The organism is Nocardia vinacea NBRC 16497 (assembly GCF_000308835.1).
Classification (GTDB): Bacteria; Actinomycetota; Actinomycetes; order Mycobacteriales; family Mycobacteriaceae; genus Nocardia; species Nocardia vinacea.
Window position 1 is genome coordinate 27,855 of record NZ_BAGN01000409.1, and the last position, 26,806, is coordinate 54,660.

The 26,806-nt window shown below is 65.1% G+C and carries 20 protein-coding genes; 11 read left to right on the forward strand and 9 right to left on the reverse strand.

The window, feature by feature from the left end:
- Window positions 1-18 precede the first annotated feature (18 nt).
- The 3 genes from ON44_RS39320 (at window position 19) to ON44_RS39330 (ending at window position 10,264) form a co-directional block, all read left to right on the forward strand.
- Window positions 19-6,513, forward strand: coding sequence for a type I polyketide synthase (locus tag ON44_RS39320; protein WP_040699865.1), 6,495 nt, complete (start codon window positions 19-21; stop codon window positions 6,511-6,513).
- 299 nt (window positions 6,514-6,812) lie between these two features.
- Entirely contained in the window at window positions 6,813-8,708 is a 1,896-nt protein-coding gene (locus ON44_RS39325) for a beta-hydroxydecanoyl-ACP dehydratase (RefSeq protein WP_245567516.1), read from the forward strand.
- Window positions 8,705-10,264 (forward strand): PfaD family polyunsaturated fatty acid/polyketide biosynthesis protein, encoded by a 1,560-nt coding sequence (locus ON44_RS39330; RefSeq protein WP_040699866.1) that lies wholly within the window; start codon window positions 8,705-8,707, stop codon window positions 10,262-10,264. Before ON44_RS39325 ends, ON44_RS39330 begins: the two co-directional genes overlap by 4 nt.
- 149 nt (window positions 10,265-10,413) lie before the next feature.
- Here ON44_RS39330 and ON44_RS39335 read toward each other — a convergent pair whose 3' ends face one another.
- On the reverse strand, window positions 10,414-11,346 hold the full coding sequence (locus tag ON44_RS39335) for an alpha/beta fold hydrolase (protein ID WP_245567517.1): 933 nt from the start codon (window positions 11,344-11,346) through the stop codon (window positions 10,414-10,416).
- A gap of 114 nt (window positions 11,347-11,460) precedes the next feature.
- Here ON44_RS39335 and ON44_RS39340 point away from each other — a divergent pair, with 114 nt between their 5' ends.
- From ON44_RS39340 to ON44_RS49115, 7 genes are all read left to right on the forward strand, one after another.
- Window positions 11,461-12,273 carry an AraC family transcriptional regulator gene (locus ON44_RS39340; protein WP_040699867.1) on the forward strand — a complete coding sequence of 271 codons (813 nt, stop codon included), beginning with the start codon at window positions 11,461-11,463 and terminating at the stop codon, window positions 12,271-12,273.
- A gap of 215 nt (window positions 12,274-12,488) precedes the next feature.
- Window positions 12,489-13,196: an SGNH/GDSL hydrolase family protein gene (locus ON44_RS39345; protein ID WP_040699868.1), complete on the forward strand. Its 708-nt coding sequence runs from the start codon at window positions 12,489-12,491 to the stop codon at window positions 13,194-13,196.
- A 25-nt stretch (window positions 13,197-13,221) separates the two neighbouring features.
- Complete coding sequence (locus ON44_RS39350; RefSeq protein ID WP_083898430.1) at window positions 13,222-14,640, forward strand: MFS transporter; 1,419 nt, start codon at window positions 13,222-13,224, stop codon at window positions 14,638-14,640.
- Window positions 14,641-14,955: 315 nt separating this feature from the next.
- Entirely contained in the window at window positions 14,956-15,270 is a 315-nt protein-coding gene (locus tag ON44_RS39355; protein WP_040699870.1) for a hypothetical protein, read from the forward strand.
- Window positions 15,267-16,544 (forward strand): hypothetical protein, encoded by a 1,278-nt coding sequence (locus ON44_RS39360; protein WP_051183028.1) that lies wholly within the window; start codon window positions 15,267-15,269, stop codon window positions 16,542-16,544. The genes ON44_RS39355 and ON44_RS39360 overlap by 4 nt, the downstream gene beginning before the upstream one ends.
- Window position 16,545: 1 nt before the next feature.
- Window positions 16,546-17,205: a hypothetical protein gene (locus tag ON44_RS39365; RefSeq protein WP_157187535.1), complete on the forward strand. Its 660-nt coding sequence runs from the start codon at window positions 16,546-16,548 to the stop codon at window positions 17,203-17,205.
- Window positions 17,206-17,215: 10 nt separating this feature from the next.
- Window positions 17,216-18,379 (forward strand): RDD family protein, encoded by a 1,164-nt coding sequence (locus tag ON44_RS49115; RefSeq protein ID WP_157187536.1) that lies wholly within the window; start codon window positions 17,216-17,218, stop codon window positions 18,377-18,379.
- A 34-nt stretch (window positions 18,380-18,413) separates the two neighbouring features.
- On the opposite strand, the gene ON44_RS39375 is transcribed toward ON44_RS49115, so the two are convergent.
- Genes ON44_RS39375 through ON44_RS39410 form a run of 8 tightly spaced genes read right to left on the reverse strand, consistent with a single transcriptional unit; the run spans window position 18,414 to window position 26,190 of the window.
- Complete coding sequence (locus ON44_RS39375; protein WP_040699873.1) at window positions 18,414-19,226, reverse strand: carbohydrate ABC transporter permease; 813 nt, start codon at window positions 19,224-19,226, stop codon at window positions 18,414-18,416.
- Complete coding sequence (locus ON44_RS39380; protein WP_063721707.1) at window positions 19,216-20,157, reverse strand: carbohydrate ABC transporter permease; 942 nt, start codon at window positions 20,155-20,157, stop codon at window positions 19,216-19,218. The genes ON44_RS39375 and ON44_RS39380 overlap by 11 nt, the downstream gene beginning before the upstream one ends.
- Window positions 20,158-21,009: a metallophosphoesterase gene (locus tag ON44_RS39385; RefSeq protein WP_040699875.1), complete on the reverse strand. Its 852-nt coding sequence runs from the start codon at window positions 21,007-21,009 to the stop codon at window positions 20,158-20,160.
- On the reverse strand, window positions 21,006-22,379 hold the full coding sequence (locus tag ON44_RS39390) for an ABC transporter substrate-binding protein (RefSeq protein ID WP_245567518.1): 1,374 nt from the start codon (window positions 22,377-22,379) through the stop codon (window positions 21,006-21,008). Before ON44_RS39390 ends, ON44_RS39385 begins: the two co-directional genes overlap by 4 nt.
- Before the next feature lie 39 nt (window positions 22,380-22,418).
- Complete coding sequence (locus ON44_RS39395) at window positions 22,419-23,546, reverse strand: ABC transporter ATP-binding protein (RefSeq protein ID WP_040699879.1); 1,128 nt, start codon at window positions 23,544-23,546, stop codon at window positions 22,419-22,421.
- A gap of 8 nt (window positions 23,547-23,554) precedes the next feature.
- Window positions 23,555-24,448 (reverse strand): alpha/beta hydrolase family protein, encoded by an 894-nt coding sequence (locus tag ON44_RS39400; RefSeq protein ID WP_040699880.1) that lies wholly within the window; start codon window positions 24,446-24,448, stop codon window positions 23,555-23,557.
- Window positions 24,445-25,023 (reverse strand): YiiD C-terminal domain-containing protein, encoded by a 579-nt coding sequence (locus ON44_RS39405; protein WP_245567519.1) that lies wholly within the window; start codon window positions 25,021-25,023, stop codon window positions 24,445-24,447. The genes ON44_RS39400 and ON44_RS39405 overlap by 4 nt, the downstream gene beginning before the upstream one ends.
- 9 nt (window positions 25,024-25,032) lie before the next feature.
- Entirely contained in the window at window positions 25,033-26,190 is a 1,158-nt protein-coding gene (locus ON44_RS39410) for an acyl-CoA dehydrogenase family protein (RefSeq protein ID WP_040699882.1), read from the reverse strand.
- 144 nt (window positions 26,191-26,334) lie between these two features.
- Between ON44_RS39410 and ON44_RS39415 the strand changes: the two genes are divergently transcribed.
- A partial coding sequence (locus tag ON44_RS39415; RefSeq protein WP_040699883.1) for a ferredoxin reductase occupies window positions 26,335-26,806 on the forward strand: 472 nt, incomplete at its 3' end.

Consider the following 26,806-nt stretch of genomic DNA (forward strand, 5'->3'; position numbering starts at 1 on the left):
GGTTCGAGAGGAACTTTCGTGACAGACGACAGACGCCTGGCGCGCAACCCGATCGCTATTGTCGGGATGTCCGGGCTGCTGCCCAACGCGCACAACCATCGAGAGTATTGGCAGAACATCGTCGACGGCGTGGACTGCACCACCGAGGTGCCCACATCGCGCTGGAGCCTCGACGATTACTTCGACGCCGATCAGGACGCGCCCGATAAGACCTACTCGCGTCGCGGCGCGTTCCTGCCCGATATCGACTTCGACCCGCTGGAATTCGGGCTGCCGCCCAATCAGCTCGAAGTCACCAGCACCATGCAGACCCTCAGCCTCGGTGTGGCGCGCGATCTGCTGATCGATGCGGGCGCGGTCGATTCGGCTTGGTACGACCCGGGCAAGACCGGCGTCGTGCTCGGCACCACCGGGCCGGTGCCGCTGATGCATCCGCTGGCGGCACGACTTTCGACACCGGTGTTGAAGGAGGCGGCGCGCTCGGTCGGGCTCTCCGATACCGACGCCGATGCGATCGCCGATAAGTTCGTCGCGGCTTTCGCGCCGTGGGAAGCGAATTCGTTCCCGGGCCTGCTGGCCAATATCACCGCGGGCCGGGTCGCCAATCGGCTCGGCCTCGGCGGTATCAACTGCACCGTCGATGCGGCGTGTGCGGCATCGCTTGCCGCACTGCGGACGGCCATTGCCGAACTGCAGGACGGCCGCGCCGACATGATGATCACCGGCGGTGTGGATACCGAGAACACCATCTTCATCTACATGTGCTTCAGCAAGGTGGGGGCGCTGTCGGCGAACGGACAGATCAGCCCGTTCTCCTCCGATGCGAACGGCACCCTGCTCGGTGAGGGCATCACCATGCTCGCTCTGCGGCGGCTGGAAGATGCACGTCGTGATGGCAATCGGATCTACGCCGTCATCCGCGGCCTGGGTTCCTCCAGTGACGGCCGTGCGAAGAGCATCTACGCGCCGCGTGCGGGCGGGCAGCGGGTCGCTCTCGATCGGGCCTATGCCGACGCCGATTGCTCACCGGCGGATGTCGCGCTCATCGAGGCGCATGCGACCGGTACGCCGGTCGGCGACAAGACCGAGCTCACCGCGCTGAAATCGCTGCTGTCCGACGCGACTTCGGAGTCCCGCTTCGCGGCGCTGGGCAGTGTGAAGTCGCAGATCGGGCACACCAAGGGGGCCGCGGGGACCGCCTCGGTCATGAAGTTGGCGCTCGCACTACACCAGAAGGTGTTGCCGGGCACCATCAATGTGGACGCGCCGAATGCGGAGATCGCGCCGGACGACGCGCCCTATTACGTGAATACCCGGACGCGGCCGTGGATCCGGGATCCGCAGCGTCCGGTGCGTCGAGCGGCGGCTTCGGCATTCGGGTTCGGCGGCACCAACTTCCACGTCGTGTTGGAGGAGGCCGACTCCGGTCGCACCGAGCCGGTATTGCATCGCACCGCGCGGGCACATCTGTGGCATGCGCCCGATGTGGCCGGGCTGGTGGATGCGGTCCGCAGCGTGGATGGCATCGACGGCGGTGATATTCCGGAGGATCACGCCCGCATCGGATTCGTCTCGGTGGACGATGAGAATGCCGCGCATCTGCGGGCGCTCGCGGTGGACGAGCTGGTGCGCAATCCAGAGGCCGTGGCGTGGGATCACCCGGAGGGCGTGTACTTCCGGGCGGCGGCATTGCCGGAGCGCAAGATCGGTGCGCTCTTCGCCGGGCAGGGCAGTCAGTACGTCGATATGGGAGCGGATGCGGCACTGAGCAATCCGGCGGTCGGCGCGGCCTTCGATGCGGCCAATATCGCATTCACCGGAGCGCCGGTGCGGCTGTCTTCGGTGGTGTTCCCGCCGCCCGCGTTCGACGAAGAGACATCGTCGGAGCAGGAAAAGTCTTTGCGCCGAACCGAATTCGCGCAGCCTGCGATCGGTGCGCTGTCGTCGGGGCAGTTCCGGGCGCTGGCGGAGTGCGGGTTCTGTGCGGACGGATATCTGGGCCACAGCTTCGGTGAACTCACCGCGCTGTGGGCCTCCGGTGCGGTCGGCACCGAGGACTTCTTCGCCCTGGCCCGGGCGCGCGGTGCGGCGATGACGCCGGCAGCCGGTGTCGAGGCCGGGACCATGGTGGCGCTCGGTGCGTCGAGGGAGATCGCCGAGGAACTGCTCGCCGGTGTCGACGATGTGTGGATCTGCAACCACAATGCGCCCGATCAGGTCGTTGTCGGCGGCGGGCCGGAGGGGATCGCCGCCGTGGTCGAGCGGGCCGGTGCGCGTGGGGTGGCCACTCGGGCACTGCCGGTGTCGGGTGCGTTCCACACGCCCTATGTGGCGCATGCGGTGGACGCGTTCGCCGACGCGACCGCGGCGGTGACGATCGGTGCGCCCGACGCGCCGGTGTACGCGAATACCCCCGATGCCCGCTATGGCGATGATGTCGCGGCCAATCGGGCGCTGCTCACCGGACAGCTCAGTAAGCCGGTCGAATTCGTCGCCGCGCTGACCGCGATGCGTGCGGATGGCTGCACGGTGTTCGTGGAATTCGGCCCGAAGCAGGTGCTGACCTCATTGGTGCGGCGCACCCTCGGCGACGATGTCATCGCCATCCCGACGGACTCCGGTCCCATCGGCAATAGCGATCTCGCGCTGGTACGGGCGGCGGTGCGGCTGGCTGTGCTCGGCTTCGGCCTGCACGGCATCAATCGGCACGTGGCGCCCCTGCCCGCTTCGCGCACCTCGAATCGTGCGATGACCGTGACGATCTCGGCGCCCGAGTACGTGCCCGAGAGCCGGCGTGCGGCGTATGCGGCCGCACTCGACGACGGCTATCGCGTCAGTGTTGCCGCACCAACTCCAGTCGACACCGTCGTCGATCCTCAGCCTGAAACGCTGCCCGTGGCAGTAACTTTCGCCGAACCAACGGAGACGACCGTGTATCAGTCCTACGATTCGGGCTCGGACGCACTCGACAGTGCGCTCGTGCAGCACTTACAGACCCACCGTCAGTTCCTCGACGGGCAGCTGGATATGGCCCGCAACCTGGCCGGGGCGCTGGGCGGCGGTTCGCTCGACGAGGCGACCGTGCGGGCGATCGAAGCCGTGAAGGATCACGGTGTGGCGATCAGTGAAAGTCATTCGCGGGCAAGTGAAGTGCTCGCGCAGTTGGCGGAGCTGGAGGGTGGATTCGCGCCTGTTGCGCGGACGGCGGCCGTGACGCGGCGGGTGGAGTCCACTCGGCAGGCGGCCATCGAGTCGGCGCCTGAGCGTCGGCCGTTGGCTCCGAGGGGCGTCGGCACATCGGGTGCTGCCGAAACCGATGCGGCGCATTCGGGGATCTCCACCAACGGTGGACCGGTCACCTCGGAGTTCAACGGTGGCACTTCCGCCGCTCCCCAGTTCAACGGTGGTGTCGCCGCTGCTCCCGAGTTCCAGGTCAATGGTGGCGCGGCTGCTACGGAGTCCGGAGGTGGCGCGGCATCCAGTTCTCAGGTATCCACCGACGCACTGCTGAGCGCGTTGCGGGAGGTCGTGGCCGAGCAGACCGGGTATCCGGTGGAGATGGTGGATCCGTCGATGGATCTGGAGGCCGATCTCGGGGTGGATTCGATCAAGCGGGTTCAGGTGATCGGGGCGCTGCAGGAGCTGTTCCCGCAGTTGCCGAACCTCGGGCCGGAGCAGTTGGGGACGCTGCGGACGCTCGATCAGATCGCGAGTTTGCTGGGTGCGGGTGCGGTGGCCTCGGAGGGTCCGGGCGCGCCTGCCGCGGCTCCTGGAACTGCCGGGGCGACTGCACCTGCGGTTGCCGGAACTGCCGGGGTGACTGCGACTGGTTCCGGAGCTGGTGTACCCGCGGGTGCTGCCGGAACTGCTGCTGCGGCGGCATCCACGGCTGGTGCCGGAACCACTTCGACGGCCGCACCCACGGGTGACGACCTGCGGATCGCATTGCGGGAGGTCGTCGCCGAGCAGACCGGCTATCCGGTCGAAATGGTGGATCCGTCGATGGATCTGGAGGCCGACCTCGGCGTCGATTCGATCAAGCGAGTTCAGGTGATCGGCGCACTCCAGGAACGGTTTCCGGACTTACCCAGCCTCGGTCCGGAGCAGCTCGGCACGCTACGCACGGTGGATCAGATCGTCGATGAGTTCGCGACGTCGGTGGGCGGTGATGTCCACCCAAAAGCTGAGGCCGCGGCCGAAACGCCGCGGTATGCCGTCGAACTGATCACCCTGCCGTCGCTGGACCGGGCCGTTGCCCCGTATCGCGAGAGCGGTGTGGTCGCGTTGGTCGACCTCACCGGCCAGGCGGATGCCGACTGCGCCGCCATCGAATCCGTGCTCACCGAACAGGGCTGGTCGATGCATCGGACGGATTCGGCAGGCCTGTCGGATCTCGATTCCGTCGATGTCTTCCTCGCGGTGCTGAGCAGTGAGTTCGCCGATTGGGAGGCCGCGCAGCGGTGGCTCGGCGCCGCCGTGCTGACCGCCGGTCATGCGGTGCCGCGCCTCGCGAAGACCGCTGATCGGGCGGCGTTCGTGACGGTGACCCGGATCGACGGTCACCTCGGCTTCCTCGGCACGGCGGGTCCGATTGCCGCACTGCTCGGCGGTGTCGGCGGTATCGTGAAAACCCTTGCGGCCGAACAGCCCGCGCTGTTCTGCCGGGCACTGGACATCGCCCCGGAAATCACACCGGCGCGACTGGCCGAGCTGATCGCCGCGGAGTTGCACGACGCCGCACGTGACACGCTCGAGGTCGGTATCGATGCGGTGGAGCAGCGCAGGACGCTGGTGCCGAGTGCGCATGCGCCCGCCCGTTCGGTCAGCATCGTGCGTCACGAGCAGGGGCCGAGTGTGCTCACGGCACAGGATGTTCTGCTCGTCACGGGTGGTGCGCGTGGCGTCACCGCCACATGTGTCAGAGCGCTGGCACAGCGGAGTGAGGCGCGCTTCGTCCTGCTCGGTCGCTCCGAGCTGAGGCCTGAACCGGACTGGGCTGCAGGCGTTTCCGATACCGAGCTCAAGGCTGCGGCGGTGCGGGCACTCGCCGGTACCGGAGCAAAGCCGCGCGATATCGAGCGTGCGTGCGCGCAAATACGGGCCACCCGCGAGATCAGTGAAACGTTGACCGAATTGGGTTCGCGGGCGGAGTATCTGGCCGTCGACGCCACCGACGAGGCGGCGGTACGCATCGCACTCGCTCCGTGGCGCGACACCATAACCGGCGTCGTGCACGGGGCGGGTGTGCTGGCGGATTCCATGATCACCGACAAAACGGCCGAATCCATCGAGCGGGTACTGGATCCCAAGATCTCCGGGCTGGCCACCGTGCTGGCCGCACTCGGCGAACTACGGCATCTGGTGCTGTTCACCTCGGTGGCCGGACTGTTCGGTAACGCGGGTCAGGCCGACTACGCGACCGCGAACGAGGCGCTGTCTCGATTCGCGGTGAGCTATCGGCGGCGCCATCCCGACTGCCATGTCACCGCTATCGACTGGGGTGCCTGGGACGGTGGCATGGTGACGCCCGAGCTGCGTGCGCATTTCCATGCTCGCGGCATCGCCCTGCTGGACCCAGACACGGGTGCGGCGGCCTTCACCGAACAGTTCACCGCGGAGCGACGTGACGATGCGGTAGTACTGATCGGTCCAGCCGAAAGTCTCACGGGCGATACGACAGTCGATCCACCCGCGATACAGGCCCGGCGGATCATCACCGGGCTCACCGACGATCCGATTATCCAGGCGCATCGAATCGGCGAACATATCGTGCTGCCAGCGACGTTCGGCATCGGCGCGATGGTGAATCTGGTTGAGCGCAGCATGCCCGGCCGAATGGTCATCGGTGCCAGGGATTTCCAGGTCCTCAAGGGAATCGTGTTCGACCATCCGCTGGATGAGCTCGAGCTCGAACTCGTCCCCGGCGAGTCTGTCGATGGCCTAGCGCTGGTCGAGGCGACTGTCCGCAGTGACGATGCGCTGCACTTCCGGGCGACACTGCTGCTGGCTGCCGAACCCGATCAGCCGCCGACCAAGGCGATCCCGACCGGATCGGTCAGCGACGCGAATATCTACCGCGATGCCATCCAGTTCCACGCGCCCGCACTTCAAGGGCTGCGCACGGTACTGGCGGCCTCGGACGAGGCGATCGTATTCGATTGCGCCTTGCCTGCCGCGCGAGTGGCCGACGGTGCCTACGCCGGCCGCCTGCACGACCCGGTCCTCGCCGACCTGATCCTGCAGGGCCCACCGGTGCTGGGCTACCGACTCCTGGGGGCGGCTTGTCTGCCACTGGGCGTCGGTCGTGTGGACTACTACCGACAGCTGCCCACGGACGAGCCGTTCCTGCTCACCGTCGACAACCCACGGCCCGGCCGCTTCGATGTCCGGATCGACGCCACCGCGACGACATCGGATGGGACAGTGCTGCAACGTTTCTCGGACGTCACCGTGGTGACGACGCCGGATCTGACCGCGAAATTCCAGGCTTCGGTACGGGGGTGGTCGGCATGACGGTTATCGAGTTCGACGGGGTGCCGTTCGATCCGGTCGGCGGTGCTGCCGTCCGGGGCGCGGTGGCGCCTGCGGTCCAGGAAAGCCCGGCGGCGCACGAAACGTATGCGGCGCACGAAACATCCGGGGGTCACGGGACGCCAGGGGCGCACCCAATGTCTGCAGGGCACGAGAAGCCTGGGGCGCATCGAATGCCTGCGGGCCACGGGACGCCAGAGGCACACCAAATGTCTACGGGGCATGGGATGCCAGAGGCGCACCGAATGCCTTTGGGGAGCGAGATGCCCGGGGCGCATGAAATGTCTACGGGGCATGGGACGCCAGAGGCGCACCGAACCCCTGCGGTGCAGGAAGTCGCGGAGCCGACGGCCACCGCTCGGGCACGTTCGCAAACCTCGGCACCGCTGTCCGAGATCCGTGCGGGCGTCGTCGCCGCGCACCGCGCCGCGCTGACTGCCCAGGTCGCACTGCAACGGGCGATATGGCAGCGGACTGTGCACCCGCAGGTCCCCGATGCGGCAACGGAACCGGGGCACAGCGGCTGGTCCAGCTCCGGCGCACACATCGCTGCCGCACCGGAGTGGGCATTCAAGCCGCCCGTCCGCACCACGCGCACCAGCCTGGATCGAGCGGCGCTGCTACGCCTCACCGAGGGCGATGTCACCGGTGTGTTCGGATATCGACGCTCCGGCATCGAATCCGTCGCGCGACTAGCGGCGGCGTCCCCTTTGGTACTCACCGAGGTCGCCACCATCGAGCTGCGCGGTGGTACCGGGAGCGGTCGCGTGGTCGCACATTTCGACGGTGATACGTGGGCGGCTGCGGTACAGGGGGCGGAGGTGTTCGCACTGTTCGCCGGAATGCAGCTGTGCCTATCGCGGAGCACACTCGCCAGTGCACTCGGCACGGCCGAAAGTAAAACTGGCACAGTTGAATTCGTAGTCTCCGATATCGACTTGGTGCCCCGGCCGCATATCACCGGCACCGCGACCATCGCGGGTTCCGCTCCGCTACAGGTCACCGTGACGGTGGCCGAGGCGGCGGGTGCGGGCGTCGGCCCGGGTGCCGCCGTACCTGGCCTACTGCTGAACGAATTCCACATGACCCACCTCGCCCGCGGTGATCAAGCCATCGCCATGGGACCCGAATTCGCCGAATACACCGGCGTCCGAGCGACCCGCCTACCGACGGGCGGGCTGCTCCTGGTCGACCGTGTTCTCGAATTCGACGGTGCGCGTGGCAAATTGGATGGCGCGACGTACCGTACCGAATACGATTCACCCGCCGATTCCTGGTACTACGGCGATACGGCCAACGAATCCATGCCGCATTTCGTGTACATGGAGACCTCGCTGCAGGCGGCGCTGCTGATGGGCTACTACGCCGGTCCCACCCTCACCCAGCCTGGTGTCACCCTGAGCCTGCGCAACCTCGGCGGCACTGCGACCGTCCTGCGCCAGGTAGATCTGCGGGACAAGACGATCGAGCAGACCTCACGCCTGCTGTCGACGACGATCCTGCCCGGCTCGTCACTGCAGAATTTCGACTACACGCTGAGTGTCGATGGTGAACCGTTCTACACCGGCGAGACCATGTTCGGGTACTTCAGCGACGAAGCACTGGCGAACCAGACCGGCCTCGATGCCGGACGGTCTGTCCCGACCTGGCTGGACGAGCATCCACAAGCCACCCGCACCATCGATGTCGCCGCTCGCCGCTCGGATCCGAATGCCCGACTGTGTGCGCGTCGCACCCTGGCACTGATCGACCGGATCGACGTGGTCGACGGCGGCGGAAAATACGGTGCGGGATATCTGCATTCACTGCGCGAAATCGACCCGTCGGACTGGTATTTCGCCCGCCACTTCCACCTGGACCCGGTGATCCCGGGATCGCTCGGAGTGGAATCGGTCATCCACGCCATTCAGGAGTGGATGCTCGACGCCGGATTAGCCGACGCCCTCGGCGATCCGGTCTTCCGTATTCCCGGCGATATCGCCTTCAGCTGGCGCTACCGCGGCCAATTCCTGCCGACCGACGGAACGGTGCGGCTGGAGGCGCACATCAAGGAAATCCGCAGGGGCGCAAACGGTGTGACCGTCATCGCGGACGGTTCGCTCTGGAAGCCGGGGCTGCGCATCTACGAACTGGTCGACCTGGCAGTCGAACTCGGTGAGCGAAAGGAGCGGCCGTGACCGCATCGTCAACCACCGTCGTCGCGGAAACCGCCGACGACATCACGGCCGTACTGCTCGACGTGCGGCAACCGTGCTGGATCGTGCGGCACGACGGCCGGATGGGCGCGACCTCGGATGCGGCGGTCGCGGCACGATCGCAGGTGCTCACCGCGGTCGCGCCACTGCCGCCGGAGTTGCTAGGGGACAGACAGTTCCACGCGACTCACGGCGTGCGCGCGGCATACGCGGTAGGTGCGATGGCCAATGGCATCGCCGCTCCGGCCTTGGTTGCGGCGATGGCGCGTGCGGGCTACCTGGCGTCATATGGTGCGGCCGGGGTGACGCCCCCGGCGGTGGATGCGGCGCTGGCCGAGCTCAGTTCGCTGGAAAAGCCGTTTGCCTGCAACCTGATTCACAGTCCGTCCGAACCGGCGCTGGAACGCGCGATCGTCGATTCCTGCCTGCGCCACCGTGTGCGCTGTGTAGAGGCCTCGGCATTCATGGGCCTGACCACCGAGGTCGTGCGATACCGGGCGGCGGGCCTCGGCATCGACCGGCACGGCCAGATCGAGGTGCGCAATCGCCTGATAGCCAAGGTGTCCCGAGTCGAGGTCGCCGAACCCTTCCTGCGACCGGCACCTGTCGCTCTGCTGCGCCGATTGGTCGAATCCGGTGATCTGACACCGGAACAGGCCCGCTTGGCCGAACATGTGCCGATGGCCGACGACATCACCGCGGAAGCCGATTCCGGCGGTCACACCGACCGCAGGCCATTGCTCGTGCTGTTCCCGGAACTTGTCGCCGCGCGCGATCGGATTGCCACCACCGTGCCCGCTGCGGCGGCGGTGCGGATCGGTGCCGCGGGCGGTATCGGCACCCCCGCTGCCGCTGCGGCGGCCTTCGCGCTCGGTGCCGCCTATGTGGTGACCGGATCGATCAACCAGGCCACTCGCGAGGCGGCCCAGTGTGAAACAACCAAACAGCTACTGGCCCAGGCGGATTTCGCCGACTGCACGATGGCGCCATCCTCCGACATGTTCGAACTCGGTGTGCAGGTCCAGGTCCTGCGCCGCGGCACCATGTTCGCCGCCCGCGCCCAGCGCTTGTACGACACCTACCGCGCCTACGCCGGATTGGACGATATTCCCGCCGACCTACGCCGCGACCTCGAGGCAACCCTCTTCCGGCGGCCACTGGAGACGGTATGGCAGGACTGCGTCGCCTACTTCACCGAACGTGACCCCGGACAGTTGGTCGGCGCGGATGGAGATCCAAAACGCAAGATGGCCTTGGTATTCCGGTGGTACCTCGGGTTGTCCTCCGGCTGGAGCATCCGCGGCGAAGCCGACCGCACCGCCGACTACCAGATCTGGTGCGGCCCAGCCATGGGCGGCTTCAACAACTGGGTAGCCGGCACCTACCTGGCCGCCCTCAGTAACCGCCACGCAGCTGACATAGCCGACCAAATGATGCTGGGCGCCGCCTACCTCACCCGAATCGCCCAGCTCCGCACCGCAGGCGTACGCCTACCAGCCGAATGCACCCGCTTCGTGCCGCGCCCCATGCAGCAATGACCACATCGGCGACCAGATCCGGACACCCGGACCTGGTCGCCGAACAACTCCGCATCGCCTCCGGCCTATCGCCGTCCATCCCGTCGGAGTCCGCCGCCCGAGGCGGAGACACTGAATTCGCGGTGGCCGCCCTGCTGCCGCACGTGTATTCAGTGATGTTCGACGAAGTCGCGGAGAAGTGCGCCGGTGTTGTCGGGCTCCTCGATCATGGGTGAGTGACCGCAGTCGAGACTTTCGATCCGAGCGTTCGGGACTCGGCGGTAGTCCTGGAAGGACGCAGCCTGCCAGCGCCGATCTCGGGAGCCGAAGATCACCATTGTCGGCAGGCCGAGATCAGCGAGCCGGTCCGGTTCGGTCCGTTCCTTCAGGTACGTATCCGATGCGTCGGAGGTCGCGGTGAGACTGCGGTACGTCATGCCTCGGAAGTCGGCGACGAGCTGGTTCGGAATTTGTACGTCGCGGGTGAAGCCGGGGCTCATCGCAATTCGAGCGGCGGCTTCCGGCAGCAGCGGCCACAGCGCTTGCCCTATCGACGGGTTGAGCAGCAGATCACCGGCCGGGCCATTGTCGGTGAACGCATCCAGCCGTGGACCGGTGGAGATCAGCGCGATTGCGTCCACCAGGTCGCGGCGCTGCTCGGCGAGCGAGGTGGCCACGTAGCCGCCGGTGGAATGCCCGACCAGGATTGCGTGGTGCACGCCGAGTTGATCGAGCACGTCCCCGACTCGACGCGCTTGCTCGGCCATGCTGTAACCGCTGTCCGGTTTGGCTGATCTGCCGTGACCGAGCAGGTCGATCCGCACCACATATTGATTTCCCAATGCGGGCAGCACCTGGTCCCACCATGCGGTCGATCCGGCAAGCCCGTGCAGCAGCACCACCGCGTGTGCGTTGGGCGACCCGCTGGAGGCAACGTGAATGTCTCCGTCCGGAAGGTGCACCATTTGTTCCTGGGAATCGCTCGGCGTGGCGGTCGCGACACCTGTCGTGTTGCCCGCGAGCAGCGTGGCCAACACGCCGACGATCATCAGCCCGATGTATCGCCGCCGGCTGGGCGTTGCGGGGGCGGTTGTCTCATCCACGGGGTCCTCCTTCGATCGATCCGTGCTGCCGCCAACCCTGCTGGGCGACAACGAGATCTGTCTTGAAGAAATGTCAGCCTCCGCGGTGGCGGGAACCGTTCCTACAATCGGCGCATGGCCTGGGAGATCGCGCGACCATCGCGGACACCCGCACTGCGCGGCGTCGATATGGCCGGATTCCGGATTCACGGTGACGGCCCGGCGCAGCTGCGTGCGATTCCCCATCCGGCCGTCACGGTGATCGTCGAGTTCGGTGACCGTTGCTTCGACGTCCGCGACTCGACCGGCCGAAGCCACTCGGGCAGCCTGGCTCTCGGCCTCGGCGGCAGTGCGGTCCCGGTGCGCTTCGAAGACGTCGAATGTGTACAGGTGCGTTTGTCACCGGTGGTCGCACCCGCCATCCTCGGCTGTCCGCTTGCCGAATTGAGCGGAAGAATCGTTGGGCTCGAAGATCTTTGGGGTCGCGACGCAACGCGCCTGCGGGAGCGCCTGCACGAGACGCAAAGCTGGCACGAACGATTCGCACTGGTCGACGCGACGCTGTCGGCGCGGTTGCGTGACGACCGCCCGGCCGACCCGGAGGTGGACTGGGCATGGCGCCAAATCATGGTCAGCCACGGCGGATTTCGCATCGAGCACCTTGCCGATCGGGTCGGGTGGAGCCGCCAACGGTTGTGGTCACGGTTCGGCGCCCAGATCGGACTGACACCCAAGCGCGCCGCCAAGCTGGTTCGCTTCGACCACGCCGTGCATCGGCTGGTCCTGGGACATTCGCCCGCGCGGGTGGCGGCCGACAGCGGTTACGCCGACCAGTCCCACCTCTACCGCGATGTCCGCGAATTCACCGGCACACCACTCGCATCCGCGGCCCGCGAACCATGGCTCGCCGTGGATGACCGGGCCTGGCCGTCGGGCACTGTCGGCTGAGCGTTGCAGTCCCTCCGGGCAGGCCTCGTTGGTGCGGATGCTTGGCCTCGGTGACACCGACAACGCACGCCATCGCTGTTGGACTGACGCAGAACCACTGCGGGCCAGAAGTATTCGTTCCAGGTACATCGCGAACGCATCGGAGGTTAGTAGCGCCACCAGCAGCTGTCCGGCTGCCGCAACATGGCTCTTGAGAAAAACATACGATCGACCGTATGCTCTCCTTCATGGAGCAACAAACCTTCACCGAGGCGGCTGACCCGTTCTGCCTGGACCAGGCGGATGCCGCGGCATTGCTGACAGGTGCCCCGTGGGGCAGGTATGCCGTTGTGGGAGATAGCCTTTCGGCCGGAACCGGCGATCCCACCCCGGGCTACCAGAATCAGGGCTGGTCGGACCGGGTTGCTGGTGTCTTGCGGTCGGTCCGGCCGGATCTGGACTATCTCAACGTCTCCGAGATCGGGGCGACAACGGCCCAGACGCTGGAGAACCAGGCGGCTCGTATGCTCGAGTTCTCCCCGGACCTGCTCCACTTGCCATGCGGGGCCAACGACATCGCGCGGCGCAGGCCGGACTTCGGCGAGATAGAGCGAACGCTTCGGCAGATGTACGACCTGGCGAAGGGGACCGGCGCCTTGCTGACCACTTTCACGCTCGGCAGGGCGTATGTCGTGCCGGTCTTCCCTGACTGGCCGGAGCGGATTGCCGCGGTCAACGAGATCGTGCGCGGGCTGGCTTCCGAATACGACGCCATCGTGGTGGACATGTGGGATCACCCGGTCAACAACCGCGACAACCTGCTCAGTGCGGATCGTATCCACTTCTCGACCTCGGGTCAGGCTGTCATGGCGGCCGAGGTGGTCAAGAAGCTGGCTAATTCCCTGGGACGCACGAATAAAGAGGTCTCTTACCGTGGCAAGTAGTCAGCGATCAGTTAGCCGGTCGGCAGTGGCCGCGGAGGCCGACGGCACTCCGTGGATGACGATGTCGGTGGTCTTGACCGCGCTGTTCATGGCGGTCCTCGACTCGTTCATCGTCGTGGTCGCCGACCCCTCGATCGTGGCGGATCTGCATGCCTCCGCCGGCGATGTCCAGTGGGTTCTGGCGGGTTATCAGCTCAGTTACGCGGTCTTCATCATTACCGCTACTCGCCTGGCCGACCTGTACGGCCGCAAGCGGATTTTCCTGCTCGGGGTGGCGCTGTTCACGCTGTCATCAGTCGCTTGCGCGCTATCACCGAACGCGGGCAGCCTTATCGCCGCGCGTGTCATCCAGGGCCTAGGAGCCGCCCTGATGGTTCCCCAGGTATTCGCGTACGTCACGGTGCTGGTGCCCGCGGCGCGGCGGCATAGCGTATACGGCGTACTCGGCATCGTCATGGGTATGGCCACCATTGGCGGACAGGTCATCGGCGGACTGCTGATCGGCGCCGATCTGTTCGATTCCGGCTGGCGCCTGGTGTTCTGGGTGAACGTGCCGATCGGAATTGTCATGTTCCTGCTCGCCGTGCGATCCGTGCCGCAGACCGGCTCAGCCGCCACCCGCAAGCTGGACATGCCCGGCGTCCTGGCGCTCAGTGTGGCACTCTTCCTCCTGGTGCTCCCGCTGATCCAGGGGCAGCAGGCAGGCTGGCCATGGTGGGTCTGGGCTTGTTTCGTGGGCAGCGCGGTCGCGTTCGGCTTGTTCGTCGCGATCGAGCGGGGCCTGGAACGGCGGGGCGAGGATCCGCTGGTACCGCTGACGCTGTTCGGACAGCGCTCGTTCTCGCTCGGGATCATTCTCGTCCTCGCCCTGTACGCGCTGATCTACTCGTATTACCTGGCCTTGTCGGTAACGTTGCAGCAAGGCCTCGATATGTCGGCGCTCGGCGCGGGCCTGGTCTACACGCCGGCAGCCACCGCATTCTTCGTGTTCAGCATGGTAGCGAGCCGGATCATCCCGAAATATGGACGACGTGTCCTGGAGGTCGGGGCGATCATACTGGCGAGCGGTTACCTGGCGACCGGTCTCTTGCTGGTGTCCGGCCCGCGGATCACGCCGCTGCTGGTGATCCCCACCCTCGTTCTGCAAAGCGTCGGTGGCGGACTCGTTATCACGCCGGCGCTCAACACGGTGCTGAGCCACGTCGAGCCCGAGTCGGTCGGTGTCGCGTCAGGGGCGTTGTCCACGGCCCAGCAGTGTGGCGGAGCGCTAGGCGTTGCCGTTATCGGAGCGGTCTACTTCAGCTCGTTTCATCCCGCGGAAGTCGGCAGCGTTGCCGCCGCAGGCCACGCCTTTGCCGTCGCGTCCTTCGGGACGTTCGTAATCGCCATGATAGCGGGCATTGTCGTCTTCCTGCTGCCGAAGCGGCCGGCGGCCCAGGCCTGAGTGCGAGGCTCGTGCTCGGATGCCATGGAAGTTCTTCGCTAGAATGTTGGATTGGCGGAGAACGACTGCGGGCCAGAAGTATTCGTTGTCGCGCTTGGTGTGGTCTACGGTGTCTTGACGATCTCGGCGCAACGATCGGCTGTACAGATTTGGCGTATTTCGCAGGGCGATGGGGGTGTTCACGTACTCGATGGAACCGACCTACGTGTGGTTGCGTCCAACTACTGAGGCATGTGGCCTTCCGCCGCTCCCATCCCGGGACCGGCTCGAGCCATATCGGTACGAAGGAGCGTGGACATGGCCAGTGTTCTAAGTATGGACATCGAGGTGCTCGGTAAGGCCGTCCAGTCGCTGAAGAGTGCCGAACAGGTGCTTACGGATGCTATGAAAGCGATGTCGAAAGACAGCCATCCCGATATCGGTACCAAAGAGCTCAACGCCGCCGCCGACAGCTTTCAGACTCGATGGAAATACGGCATCGAACGCATCGGCGAGTCGGCCAAGACGACAGCAGAAGGCATCTCGAAGTGCCTCGAGGCTTACCAGGCAACCGACAGCGCCTTCGCGAAGGCGCTCGAGCAGGCCAAAGCGAGCGTTAACGGTTCCGGCACGCCGAGCACACGGGTATGAGCGAGAACCCCTACCCCAACCTGGGATTCAACCCTGTTCCTGGCTCGGTGAACGACGTGACCGGCATGCAAGGACAGATCAACAGCGCATACGAAGCCGTCAAAGAAACGAACGAATTGTTGAGTCGTTTGCGCAACAACAACGACGATGTATGGAAGGGCGACGCGGGCAATGCGTTTCGCGCCAGCTTCGATGCAACGCTGGCACAGGACCTGAACTATGCGCAGGGCTCACTCGAAAAAGCGGTGGCACTGATCCAGGAGTGGCACACGAACCTCGTCACTTTCCAGGAGATCGCCAAGGGATTGGACACCGAGGCCGCAGCGGCCAAGGCGCAGCACACGCAGGCTGTCGCGACATTGAGCAGTGCTCAGTCCAACCCGGACTTGTTATTGGCGAACCACACCTATACGACCGCGGAAAGTCTGCAGGCCGCGCAGACCCGCATCGACGCCGCAGTGGCCCAGGTGCGGACTGCGAGTGCGGCAGTAGACGATTGGCAAGCGAAGATCGATGCGATCATCAAACGCGCACGCGACCTGGAAACAACGCACGACACGCTTGCTCGTCGTATCGCCCGTGAGTTGGACACCGCCGCAAAGGATTTCGCTCCCAGCCCACCGGACAAGAGCATTTGGGACAGAATCACCGACGCCGTCAAATCCTTGGGTGAATGGATCGATGAGCACCGTGAGGGGATCCATCAAGTGCTGTCGATCATCGCAGCGGTCGGCAGTGTTGTTGCCGTCTGCACACCCCCACCTATCGACGCCATCGGTTTCGTGGTCGCAGCCGCCGCCACCGGCGGCTTGATAGCACTGGATCTGTCTGATCCGGAAATACGACAAGGCCTCCAGAACGGCGATCTGAGTACATGGGGCAAAGTCGGACTCGACTCCTTGGGGATTGCACCTGTCGGCGGCGCTGGTATTGCTTCGGCGAAGGTCGGCTGGAGCCTGTTCAAGGGCGGGGAGGCCGTTGCGGCGGGAACGCACGCCCTACAGGGAGTCAGTGTCGGTGAACGGTTCGGTGCAGCCGCGTACAACGCGGTGACACATGAGCCCTTGCTGTCGTCGAAGATCGTCGGTGCGCTCGGGGGGTCGAAAGTAGCAGAAGTCTTGAAGCTCGATGGTGCAGCCACCAAAGTACTGCAGCTCACCGGCGTAGCCGGGCCGCATGCGTCCGTCGCCGGAGTCGAAGCGGTGGACCTGTTCGCCCGTTCGGGTAAAGCGGTTTCCAAGATTCTGGACCCATTCGGTGGAGGGGACGACTGACATGCCGACAACCGACACATCCGCAAATGTATCGATCACAGTCGAGATCCCATCGGGGTATGTAGCGCTGCCGCTCGACACAATTGACGATTCCATCGCACAAGCCGAATCGCTGTTCGCTTCGCTCGGCCCCGGCACAGTGAGCTCCACTGCTCCCGCCGTCCTTCGAACACTGAGAGTGTTGCTTACCCGCCTTGCACAGCTCAACACCATGTATTGCGGGCTCGGGAGACACGTATCAGCAGACGGCCAGGAGATCTCGTCGACGCTGACCATAACGGCGACCGAGTATGGTGACCAAAGAAACCCACGGCTGACGCTGGGTGACGTGCTCACCGCGAGGCGAGACACCGGTGAACGATTCAAGAATGCTGAATTCGTGGAGGTAGCAGGGCAACTGATGCTGTTACTCGACCGGGTGAGAACTGTTCCAACCCCCGACCTGCCCGTATACGACACCTCCGAAACCGAGCAGTCGATCTATCAAATCGAGGCCGTTGTTTCCGCACCGGACGGATCCGCGATCGCCGTCGTCGAGTTGTCTACGCCATTCGTAGAGTACGGAGAAGAGTATCTCCTGCCGGTTGCCGCGATGGCTGCATCGATGGAATTCGTGGTGACCCCGAGACGGTCGGTAGGCCCGTCCTCGTTGGATCTGTGAGGGTATTGATGTGAATCAGAGCATCGTAGGGGGCTCACCTCCGGCGATTTCTTGCCCCGAGACCAAAGCGGCGACACAGAAGGGGGTGGTCGTTCGGTGGTCACTGCTTCTGATCGGGTTGGTGTTCCTGGTCCTGACTGTGGTGCTGATCGACGTCGGCGACCGAATCGAGTCCGAGAGTCGATCGGCGGTTGTAGGCGTCGGCAGGAATGTTGCCGCGGTCGGTATGACTGTGGGTCTGATCTTCGGCATATCTTTACTCTGGATAAACCGCAGAAGACGCAGAGCGCTCAAACGGTATCCGTGGGTTGCGTGGCCGACGAACTACATAACCACCGGTCGCTATGAATGGGTCGAACTGCTCGACCAGAATCGTCGGCCGGTGTCAGCGCTGATCCTCAGCACCTGGCCACACGACATCGGAAAGCTGGTAAACCACAAGACGACAGAGGTGTGGTTCGCCGGCGATCCGTTGAAATACGGAGTGATCTCCAGGCCCGGTGGCGGAGACATTCGATATGCCTACTTCTCCAAAGGGCGTCAGCCCCCCCGTTTCACTTACCGGCCGGACGACCCGGTGGGCGAGATCGGCAGAAACGAACCGACGCCGCCTGCACCAGGGTATGAGTTGACGCGTGCACGCGGTGGTCGGCTGCAGATGAAGCCCACCGGCGAACATGCAGTCGAGGCGGCGCGCCATGGCTCGAAAGGCGATGTCAGGTACCCGTCACCCCGCATGCTCCGCCGAGCGTTGGCGTTCGCCTTCGACTGGACCCTGCACGTCGGCGTCGGGCTGGGTGGGGCGATCGCTGTCAGTCCTGAATTCTCCGCTTGGGCCGCTACACAGTTCGACTGGAAGCATGTCGGTGTGAACCCGTTCATCGGTCTTGGGTTCTGGATGGCGGCCTCGGTGTTCGACCGTGTTGTTGTTCAGGCGGTCTTCCACACGACGGTGGGCAAGGCACTGTTCGGCTTGCGCGTTATTCGGCCCGATAACGGCGAAAGTCCCTCTTTCGGAAAGCTCTTGGGCGTGTGGCTGGTCGATTTGTACATGGCGCTGGCATTTCCGATCGCACTCGTCACCAATTCTGATGCCCCAGGACCCGACAGCGTTGACGAGTACTTCCTGCCGGCTGTACGCAGACGAGATCTGCATCGGCGCGAGACCGGCTGAGCTCCCGTGTGGCCGCGGACGCGGGGGTTCTTCGCTACTTCAACCCTGACCGCACGAAGGCGTTGACGATGTGCCGCTGCAGCAGCAGGTACATCAGCAGCACCGGCAGGCAGGCCAGGCTGGCCAGCGCCATCATCGGCCCCCATTGATCACCTTCGGTGCCCATGAAGCTGCGCAACCCCAGCTGGAGCACGCTATTGGATTGGCGGAGAACGACTGCGGGCCAGAAGTATTCGTTCCAGGCGTTGATGAACAGCAGAATAGCCAGGGCGGCGAGGGCCGGGCGGAGGTTGGGGACGACGACGGTCCAGAGGATGGACCAGGAGGAGCGGCCGTCGATTTTGGCGGCGGCGACGAGTTCCTTCGGAAAGCCGGCCATGTGCTGGCGCAGTAGCAAGACCGCGAGTGCTGAGCACAGGGTCGGCAGGACCACGCCGATCAGGGAGTTGATCAGCCCGAGCCGAGTGAGTAGTACGTAGTTCGGCAGCATCGTGACCTGGAAGGGAACCAGCCAGGTGCCGACGAACGCGAGGTACAGGATCCGCTGGAACGGGAAGGTGTACATCGCGAACGCGTAGGAGGCGAGCAGCGCCACCAGCAGCTGTCCGGCCGCGGACAGTGCCGCCACGAAGAAGGTATTGCCGATCAAGCCGATTACATCGACCTTTTCGGCGGCATCGGTGTAGTTGGCGAAGGAGATCGGCCACGGTAAGGGCGAGAGTGAGGTGACATCCTCGGGGCGCCGCAGCGAGGTGGCGAACAGCCAATAGATCGGGAATACGCACACGACGGCGGTGACCGCGAGCAGCAGATGGCTGCTCGCGGTCCGCAGACGGTCAATCATCATGGAAGGCAACCCTTTCCGAGATCCACACCAGAATCCCGGCGATCACACCGAATCCGGCGAACAGCAGCACGCCGGCCGCCGCACTGAGTCCGGCATCGAAGCTGTGGAAGGCGTAGTCCCACAGCAGGTAATAGATATTTGTGGTGGCCTGCGCGGGCCCGCCCTGTGTCATCGAGTCGATGAGCGGAAAGGTCAGTGTGGGACTGAGTAGCACAGTGGTCAGCACCAGGAACAGCAGTGTGGGGGAGAGCAGCGGCAGGGTGATCCAGCGCCGGATCTGTCCGGGACTCGCGCCGTCCACCTGCGCGGCCTCGTCGTAATCGCCGCTGATACCGGCCAATCCGGCCCACACCACCAGCACCGCGAAACCGAGCAGTTGCCAGCCGGTGATCCCGATGATGACGGCGTGCGCGGTACCCGCGTCGTACACCCAGTTGCGATCCGAGCCGAGCACCTGGTCGACGAAGCCACTGCCGGGATGCAACAGCCACCGCCAAACTGCCGCTGCCGCAACAGGTGCCACCAGGAACGGCACGAATATGAAAGCGTGATAGATAGTCCGGCCCCGCACCCGCTTGCTGGCCAACGCGATCAACACCGGCAGCACAACGGTGAACGGAAGCATGCCTAGAATCAGTGCCCCCGTCCGCCCGACCGAATCCCAAAACGCCGGAAGTTCCACCAGCCGTTCGTAATTGCCGGTGCCGACCGGCTTCATCGGCGAGGTCGGCAAGAGATTCCACGAGTAGGTGGACAACTCGAACGCCTGCACCAGCGGCCGATAAATCCACACCACCAGCAGGATCAGCGCGGGTGCGAGATAAAGGTAGGGCACCACGAACCGCCCCGCCCGGCGGATCCGGGCGAGGCGGCTGGTCTGCGGCACCGGCACGATATCCGGTGCCGCAGTCGGTATTTCGACTACGAACATTTACCTGGCCTCGGCGGCCAGTGCGGCCAACTGCTCGAGCACATCGGATTCGGCCCGGTCGTAGACGGTTTCGGCGGGTGTCGCCTCGATCGCGGTGGCCACCAGTGTCGTACCGAGCAGATCGATCCGGCTGTAACCGAATCCGGTCAGGCCCCGGTGCCGCCCGAGTGGTGCGATCGTATCGATTCGGTATGCCAGCGCGGGCCCGATCCACACCGGAATGCCGCCGAGCGCGGCCGCGCCCGTCAGGTGGTTGTGCCCGCAGATGATCAGTCGCACATCCGATCCGTCCAGCACCTCGCCGAGTAGCTCCGGCTGCTCGAGCCGCAGATATTCGGTAGCGGCGACCGGTGACGGAATCGGCGGATGATGCAGCACCAGCAGCGTGCCGTGCGGTGCGGGTTCGCGCAGCTGATCGGTCAGCCAGTCCAGCTGTTCGGGTTCGAGCCGCCCGTCGTGCCTGCGCGGTGTGCTGCTGTCCAGTGCGATGATGCGCAGTCCGGCGATGTCGAACACCTGGTCGTGGGTGAGGTCCGGGTCGACCGAATCCAGACCGAGCAACTCGATGCCGAATGCCGTGCGCTCGTCGTGATTGCCCATCGTGTACACCGTCCGCGCACCGAGTTCGGCGGCGACCGGCTCGACCGCATCACGCAGCCGCCGATATGCCTCCGGCGACCCGTTATCGGTCAGATCCCCGGATAGCACCAGCGCGTCGATGCGTTGCTGCGAGGCCCGCAGCTGCTGCAGCACCTGGGTGAGGTTGGCGTAGGTGTCGATCATGCCGTGTACCCGTTCCCCGGTGGCCCGGATGTGGGTATCGGTCAGCTGAACGACGGTCACCGTGCTCATGACGCGGGCAGGAGTTTGGCGCCCTGTTCCCGGGCGGTGGTCAACGTGGACTGGGGATCCTTGCCCTGGAACACGATCGACTCGACCGCGTCCATCATGCCGTCACGGATCTGCAGATAGTTGGTGCCCGGCATGGAGATCCACGGCTCCATATTCGCCAGCTGCGCGACATTCGGCTTCAGCAAGGGATTCTGCTCCGACCAGGTCTTCAGCCCGTTCGGATCGTCCATCAAACCGGTACGCAGCGGCAGATATCCGATGCCCTGCGAGATCTTCGTGTACGCCTCCTCACTGGTGAGGAATTTGATGAGCTCCCACGACGCCCGCTGCTTGGCCGGGTCATTGGACAGAATGTGCAGCGACGCACCGGAATTCGTCGGCACGGTCGTCTTGCTGCCGAAGCTCGGCATGGGTGCCGCGCGCAGATCCCACTTGTCCTTGGCGCCGGTGACGAAGGTGCCCTGGATCGCGCTGGTCTCCAGGATCATGCCGATCTCACCGCGCGCGAACGCTTCATAACCCTGCTTCTGGTTCAGCTTCGGCATACTGCCCGAGTCGACCAGTTGCTTGCTCATCTGGGTGACCTCGACCGTGGGCGCGTCCGCGAACGACAGCGTCTTGCGGTCCTCGGAGATGACGCGGCCGCCATTGGAGCGCACCATCGACTGGAAGCACCAGTCCTTGGCGGTCTTGGTCAGGCAATCGATGTACACACCGCCCTTGCCGGTCTTCCCGGTGATTGCGGCGGCCGCATCGGAGACCTGCTGCCAGGTGGCCGGCGGCTTGGCCGGATCGAGTCCTGCCTCGTTGAACAGCGAGGCATTGAAATACAGGACGGGCGTGGAGAATACGAACGGAACACCGTAGGTGTGGCCGTCCCAATCCGCGAGCGTGCGCGCCTTCGGGGCGTACGGGTATTTGGCCCCGTCGAAGTTGTGCTGCACTTCCTGCTTGGAAACCAGCGTGTCCAGTGGCTTGGCGCCGAGCTGGTGGATGGTGTAGTCCAGATCGCTGAAGCCGAGCTGTGCGACATCCGGCGGGGTGCCCGCGACCATCTGGTTCTGGATGCTGGAGATGGTGTCGGTGGCCGGGTTCGGGCTATTGCCCTGCGGCTTCTGCGCGGTCACCTTGATATTCGGGTACTTCTTGCCGAAATCGGCGATCAGCGCGTTGAAGGTGTCGGTCCACGCGCCGGCGAGTCCGTAGTTGTAGGACTCGAACACGATGGACACCTGCTGATCCGGCTTCAGTTCCGGGATCTGGGCGGTGTTGGCATTCGAGTCGGTGGTGGTGCTCCCGAGGCCGCCGCAGGCGCTGAGCGCGACGGTGGTTGCGAACACCAGGCCCAGTACGGGCACGGTGCGTTTCACGGTGGTTCTCCTCATCGATGAAGGGGTGGTTGTTACGGATCAGGCGACGGCGACTACGGCGCTGTCGGTGACCGAATCCTGGTGCGGCTCTTGCCAAGTCAGGCGCAGCCCGGATTCGGGGTCGAACAGGTGCAGGTGCGCGGGATCGACGCGCAGCCCGATCGGTTCGTCGGCGCGCACTCCGGCCGGGCGCGGTGCGCGGGCGCACAGCGTCTGCTCGCCGGTGCTGAAGTGGATCAGTTCCTCACTGCCCAGGTTCTCGACCATCGTCACGTGGCCGCGGATGGCGGCGTCGGCCGAGTCGATGCGCAGTTGTTCGGGGCGGATTCCGGCGACGACCTCGATGTCGGCATCGAAATCCGCTGCGGTTATGGCTAATTCGGTGTCTATGCCGTCGGCCACCAGGAACAGGCGGCCGTCGCGCTGGGTGACGACCGCGGGGAACAGATTCATCGGCGGGGCGCCGAGGAATCCGGCGACGAAGGTCGAGCGCGGACGGTCGTAGAGTTCGGTCGGGGTGCCGACCTGCTCCACCTGACCGTCATTGAGCAGCGCGATCCGGTCCGCCATGGTCATCGCCTCGACCTGGTCGTGGGTGACGTAGAGGAACGTCGCTCCCAACCCGCGATGCAGCGAAATCAGTTCGGCCCGAGTGGCGCTGCGCAATTTCGCATCCAGATTGGACAGCGGCTCGTCCATCAGGAACGCACCCGGATCGCGAACCATGGCGCGGGCCAACGCAACTCGCTGTCGCTGCCCACCGGACAAGGCGGCGGGCTTGCGGCGCAACAACTCGGCCAACCCGAGCGTTGCCGCCACTTCCGCGACCCGGGCTGCGATTTTCGCGCGCGGTGTGCGCCGCGCCCGCAATGGAAAGCCGATGTTCTTCGCCACCGTCAGATGCGGATACAGCGCGTAACTCTGGAACACCATGGCCAGGTCCCGCTGCTGCGGCGCCCGATGGGTGATATCGGTGTCGTCCAATAGGATTCGGCCACCGGTCGGATCCTCCAGGCCCGCGATCATCCGCAGCAGGGTGGATTTGCCGCAGCCGCTCGGTCCGAGCAACACCATGAATTCACCGTCGGCGATATCCAGGCTCACCTCCCGCACCGCATAGGTCGTGCCGAAGTGCTTGGATACCTGCTCGATGCGCAGTCGTGCCACCAGATCTCCTAGACCGGCAGCTCGCCCGCGACGACCCAGGTCGCCACCCGGGCCGCGATCACCGGTGCATCCTTGACCCACTGGAAGTGGTCACGGTGGTCGACCGGCGCATTCTCGTCGATATGCCACTGGGTGACCCGGGCGTTGGGCATCCGGGAGACCAGGAAGTCGACATTGGACTTCGGGCCGAGCACATCCTCGGACAGCGAGATGACCAGCACCGGCAGTGTCATCCGGCGCAGCAGCGTGTTGTATTGCCGCGCTGTGCCTTTCGGGCGATAGTAGCTGGTCAGCGAGTGCATCGACCAGTCCCGCATCACGCGGCCGGGCATCGGTGCTGGGATCAGCACGCCGCCGGGCCAGTGTCCCTTCCAGCGCGATACCAAGCCGATCCACTGGATCTGGCTCAGTGCCTCGTACCAGCGGCGCGGTCCGAACGCCCACCAGAACACGGTCCCGGTCCCGATGACGGTCACACCGGCGACCTGGTCGGGTTCGGCGGCGGCGAAAAGCAGCGCGAGCTGGCCGCCGAGACTGTGTCCGAAAAGGTGGATCGGCGCCTCTGGAAAGCGTGTGCGCACCGCGGAAACTATCGCGGGCAGATCGATTTCCAACATCTCGCGATAGCCGAAATCGCTGTGCAGCCCGAATTCCGGCTTCGCCTCACCGTGCGCGCGCAGATCGCAGGTGGCGACCGAAAGCCCCTGGGCGTTCAGCTCTTTGGCAAGGGGCAGGTAGTTCTTCGCCTTCATTGCCATGGCGGGCAGGATCAGCACCACCGGCGCACCGGACTTCTTGGCGGGCAGGAAGCGAACGGTGAATTCGACGCCATCGTCGGTCGATACGGTGGTCGACTCCAAACTGCGGAATTCCGAACTCTTCTGAGGTGCAGCGCTGGTCACTGGCCCGCCTCCGTGATCGCGATATCGCAGACGTAGTCGAAGGTGAACTTCGCGACGACCACATCGGCGTCGTCGAGCAGCACCGCCTTGCCGGACAATTCGAACCGGTTCGAGGCGGTTGCGGCCAGCACTTCGGCGAGTTCACGCTGATCGACGGTGGCGATGGCGCGGATCCGCCCGACCGCCGGTTTGCGATAGGACGCCGTGCCCGCGCGCAGCACCAGACGCTCGACGGTGTCCAAGCGGGTGGCGGCCGCACCGACGAAGGCCGCCGCGCCACCGATATCGGCGGCGGTGAACAGCGCACCGGCGTGCACGGTGCCCATGTGGTTGCGCACGGTGTCCACGGCGGGAATCTCCACGACCGCTCGTTCCGGCGAGATCTCGGTGATCAGAGTGCCGACGTGTCGTCCGAACGGCACCATATCCTGCGATACCGCCCGCAGATATTCGTAATCGACCGCATCACAATCGAGTTCGGGATACGCAGCGGCGAATCCAACGATTTCACGCGTTGGCCCACCCGTCACCCGGCCGCCACCCCTCATGGAATCGCTTCGCGATACTGTATTCATTTCTCTCCTTCAGCGATTGCGCAGTGCGCGACGGGCGATGGACCAGCGCAGCACCTCGGATGGCCCCTCATAGATGCGGAAGGCCCTGGCCTCCACCAGGAATCGGGCGACCAGATAGTCCTCGCAGACTCCGAGTCCGCCGTGCAGCTGCACCGCCCGGTCGAGCACCCGCCAGACCGCCTCGGAGACAAAAGTTTTCGCGATCGACGCATCGTGGCGCGCCTGCGAGGATGTCGGCCCCTGCTCGTCGATGGTCTCCGCCGCCGTGCGGATCACGCCGCGAGCCGCGGTGATATCGATCTCGTTGTCGGCGACTAGTCCCTGCGCCAGACCATGATCGGCGATCGGCACACCGAAAGCCTTGCGGGTGCTGATGTGTTCGATGGCGAGGTGGTGCGCGCGCACGGCCAGCCCGAGCCAGTTCATGCAGAACACCAGGCGCGAGGGCGCGAGCCGAACCTGGGCCAGTACCAGTCCCTGACCGACCGCGCCGAGTACGGCGGAATCCGGTACCGCACAGTCGACGAAGGCGATCTCGCAGTGTCCGCCCGGCGCACTGGAATGGTCGAGCGTCGGCATCCGGCGACCGACCTTCAGACCCGGATTGTCCTGGTCCACCAGGAACATGGTGGGTCCGTCAGTGGTCTGCGCGACACAGATGGTGAACGCGGCACCCTGCGCGCCGGTGGTGAAATGTTTGGCGCCGTTGATGATCCAGCCGTCGTCGGTCTCCTCGGCGACGGTCTGCAGCATGCCGGGATCGGAACCCGCGCCCGGAGCCGGTTCGGTCATCGCAATGGCCGAGCGCACCTCACCGGCGGCCAGCGGCGCGAGATAGCGCTGCTGCTGTTCGGCATTGGCCACATGGGCGAGCAGGTGGATATTCCCGTCATCGGGCGCCCAGGCGTTCACCGCGATCGGGCCGAGCAGACTGGCTCCGGCCGCTTCCAGCACCTGCGCCTGGGCCCTGGTGTCCAGGCCGAGTCCGCCATACTCCGGGGCGGACAGCGGGCCGAATACGCCCGCCTCCTTCGCCTTCTTCTGTAATTCGAGCCGCAGCGCGTCGTCCATGACGCGCCCGTCGACGACGACCTCGCGTTCCACCGGAATTACCTGGTCACGTATGAACTGGGTGGTCTTGTCCACCAAATGCGCCACAGTGGTCATGGCGTCAGTTTCGGTGGGCGGGCGGCGTCTGAGTCGAGTCGATAGTCAACGTCGATTGTGCGAATCGACTGCGCATTCGTCCGGTGCGGATCGGCGGTCTCTCGGCGACGGTAGTCGCGAAGACGAGATAGCCGAGGGGACCAGATGACGGACATTCCGGTACGGGTATCGGCCCGCCGTGACGAGGCCGAAGGTGTGTTCTCGCTCGAGCTGTGCGCGTTTGCGGGCCGGGAACTGCCTTCGTGGACACCTGGCGCGCATATCGACGTGGCGGTCGGCGCCGCGGGGGTCCGTCAATACTCGCTCTGCGGTGATCCGGCGGATCGGCGGCACTGGCGGATCGCGGTGCTGCGCGAACCCGAGGGACGTGGCGGTTCGGAATATCTGCACCTGAACGCATTTCCGGATACGGAGCTGCGTATTTCGCGGCCCCGCAACAATTTCGAGTTCGTTGTGCGCGACAGCTATGTATTCGTCGCGGGCGGTATCGGGATCACGCCGATTCTGCCGATGCTGGCCGCCGCGCAGGCTTCGGGCGCACGGTGGGAGTTGTACTACGGCGGCCGGACTCGAGGACATATGGCCTTTGCCGATGCGATCGCGCGCCGATATCCAC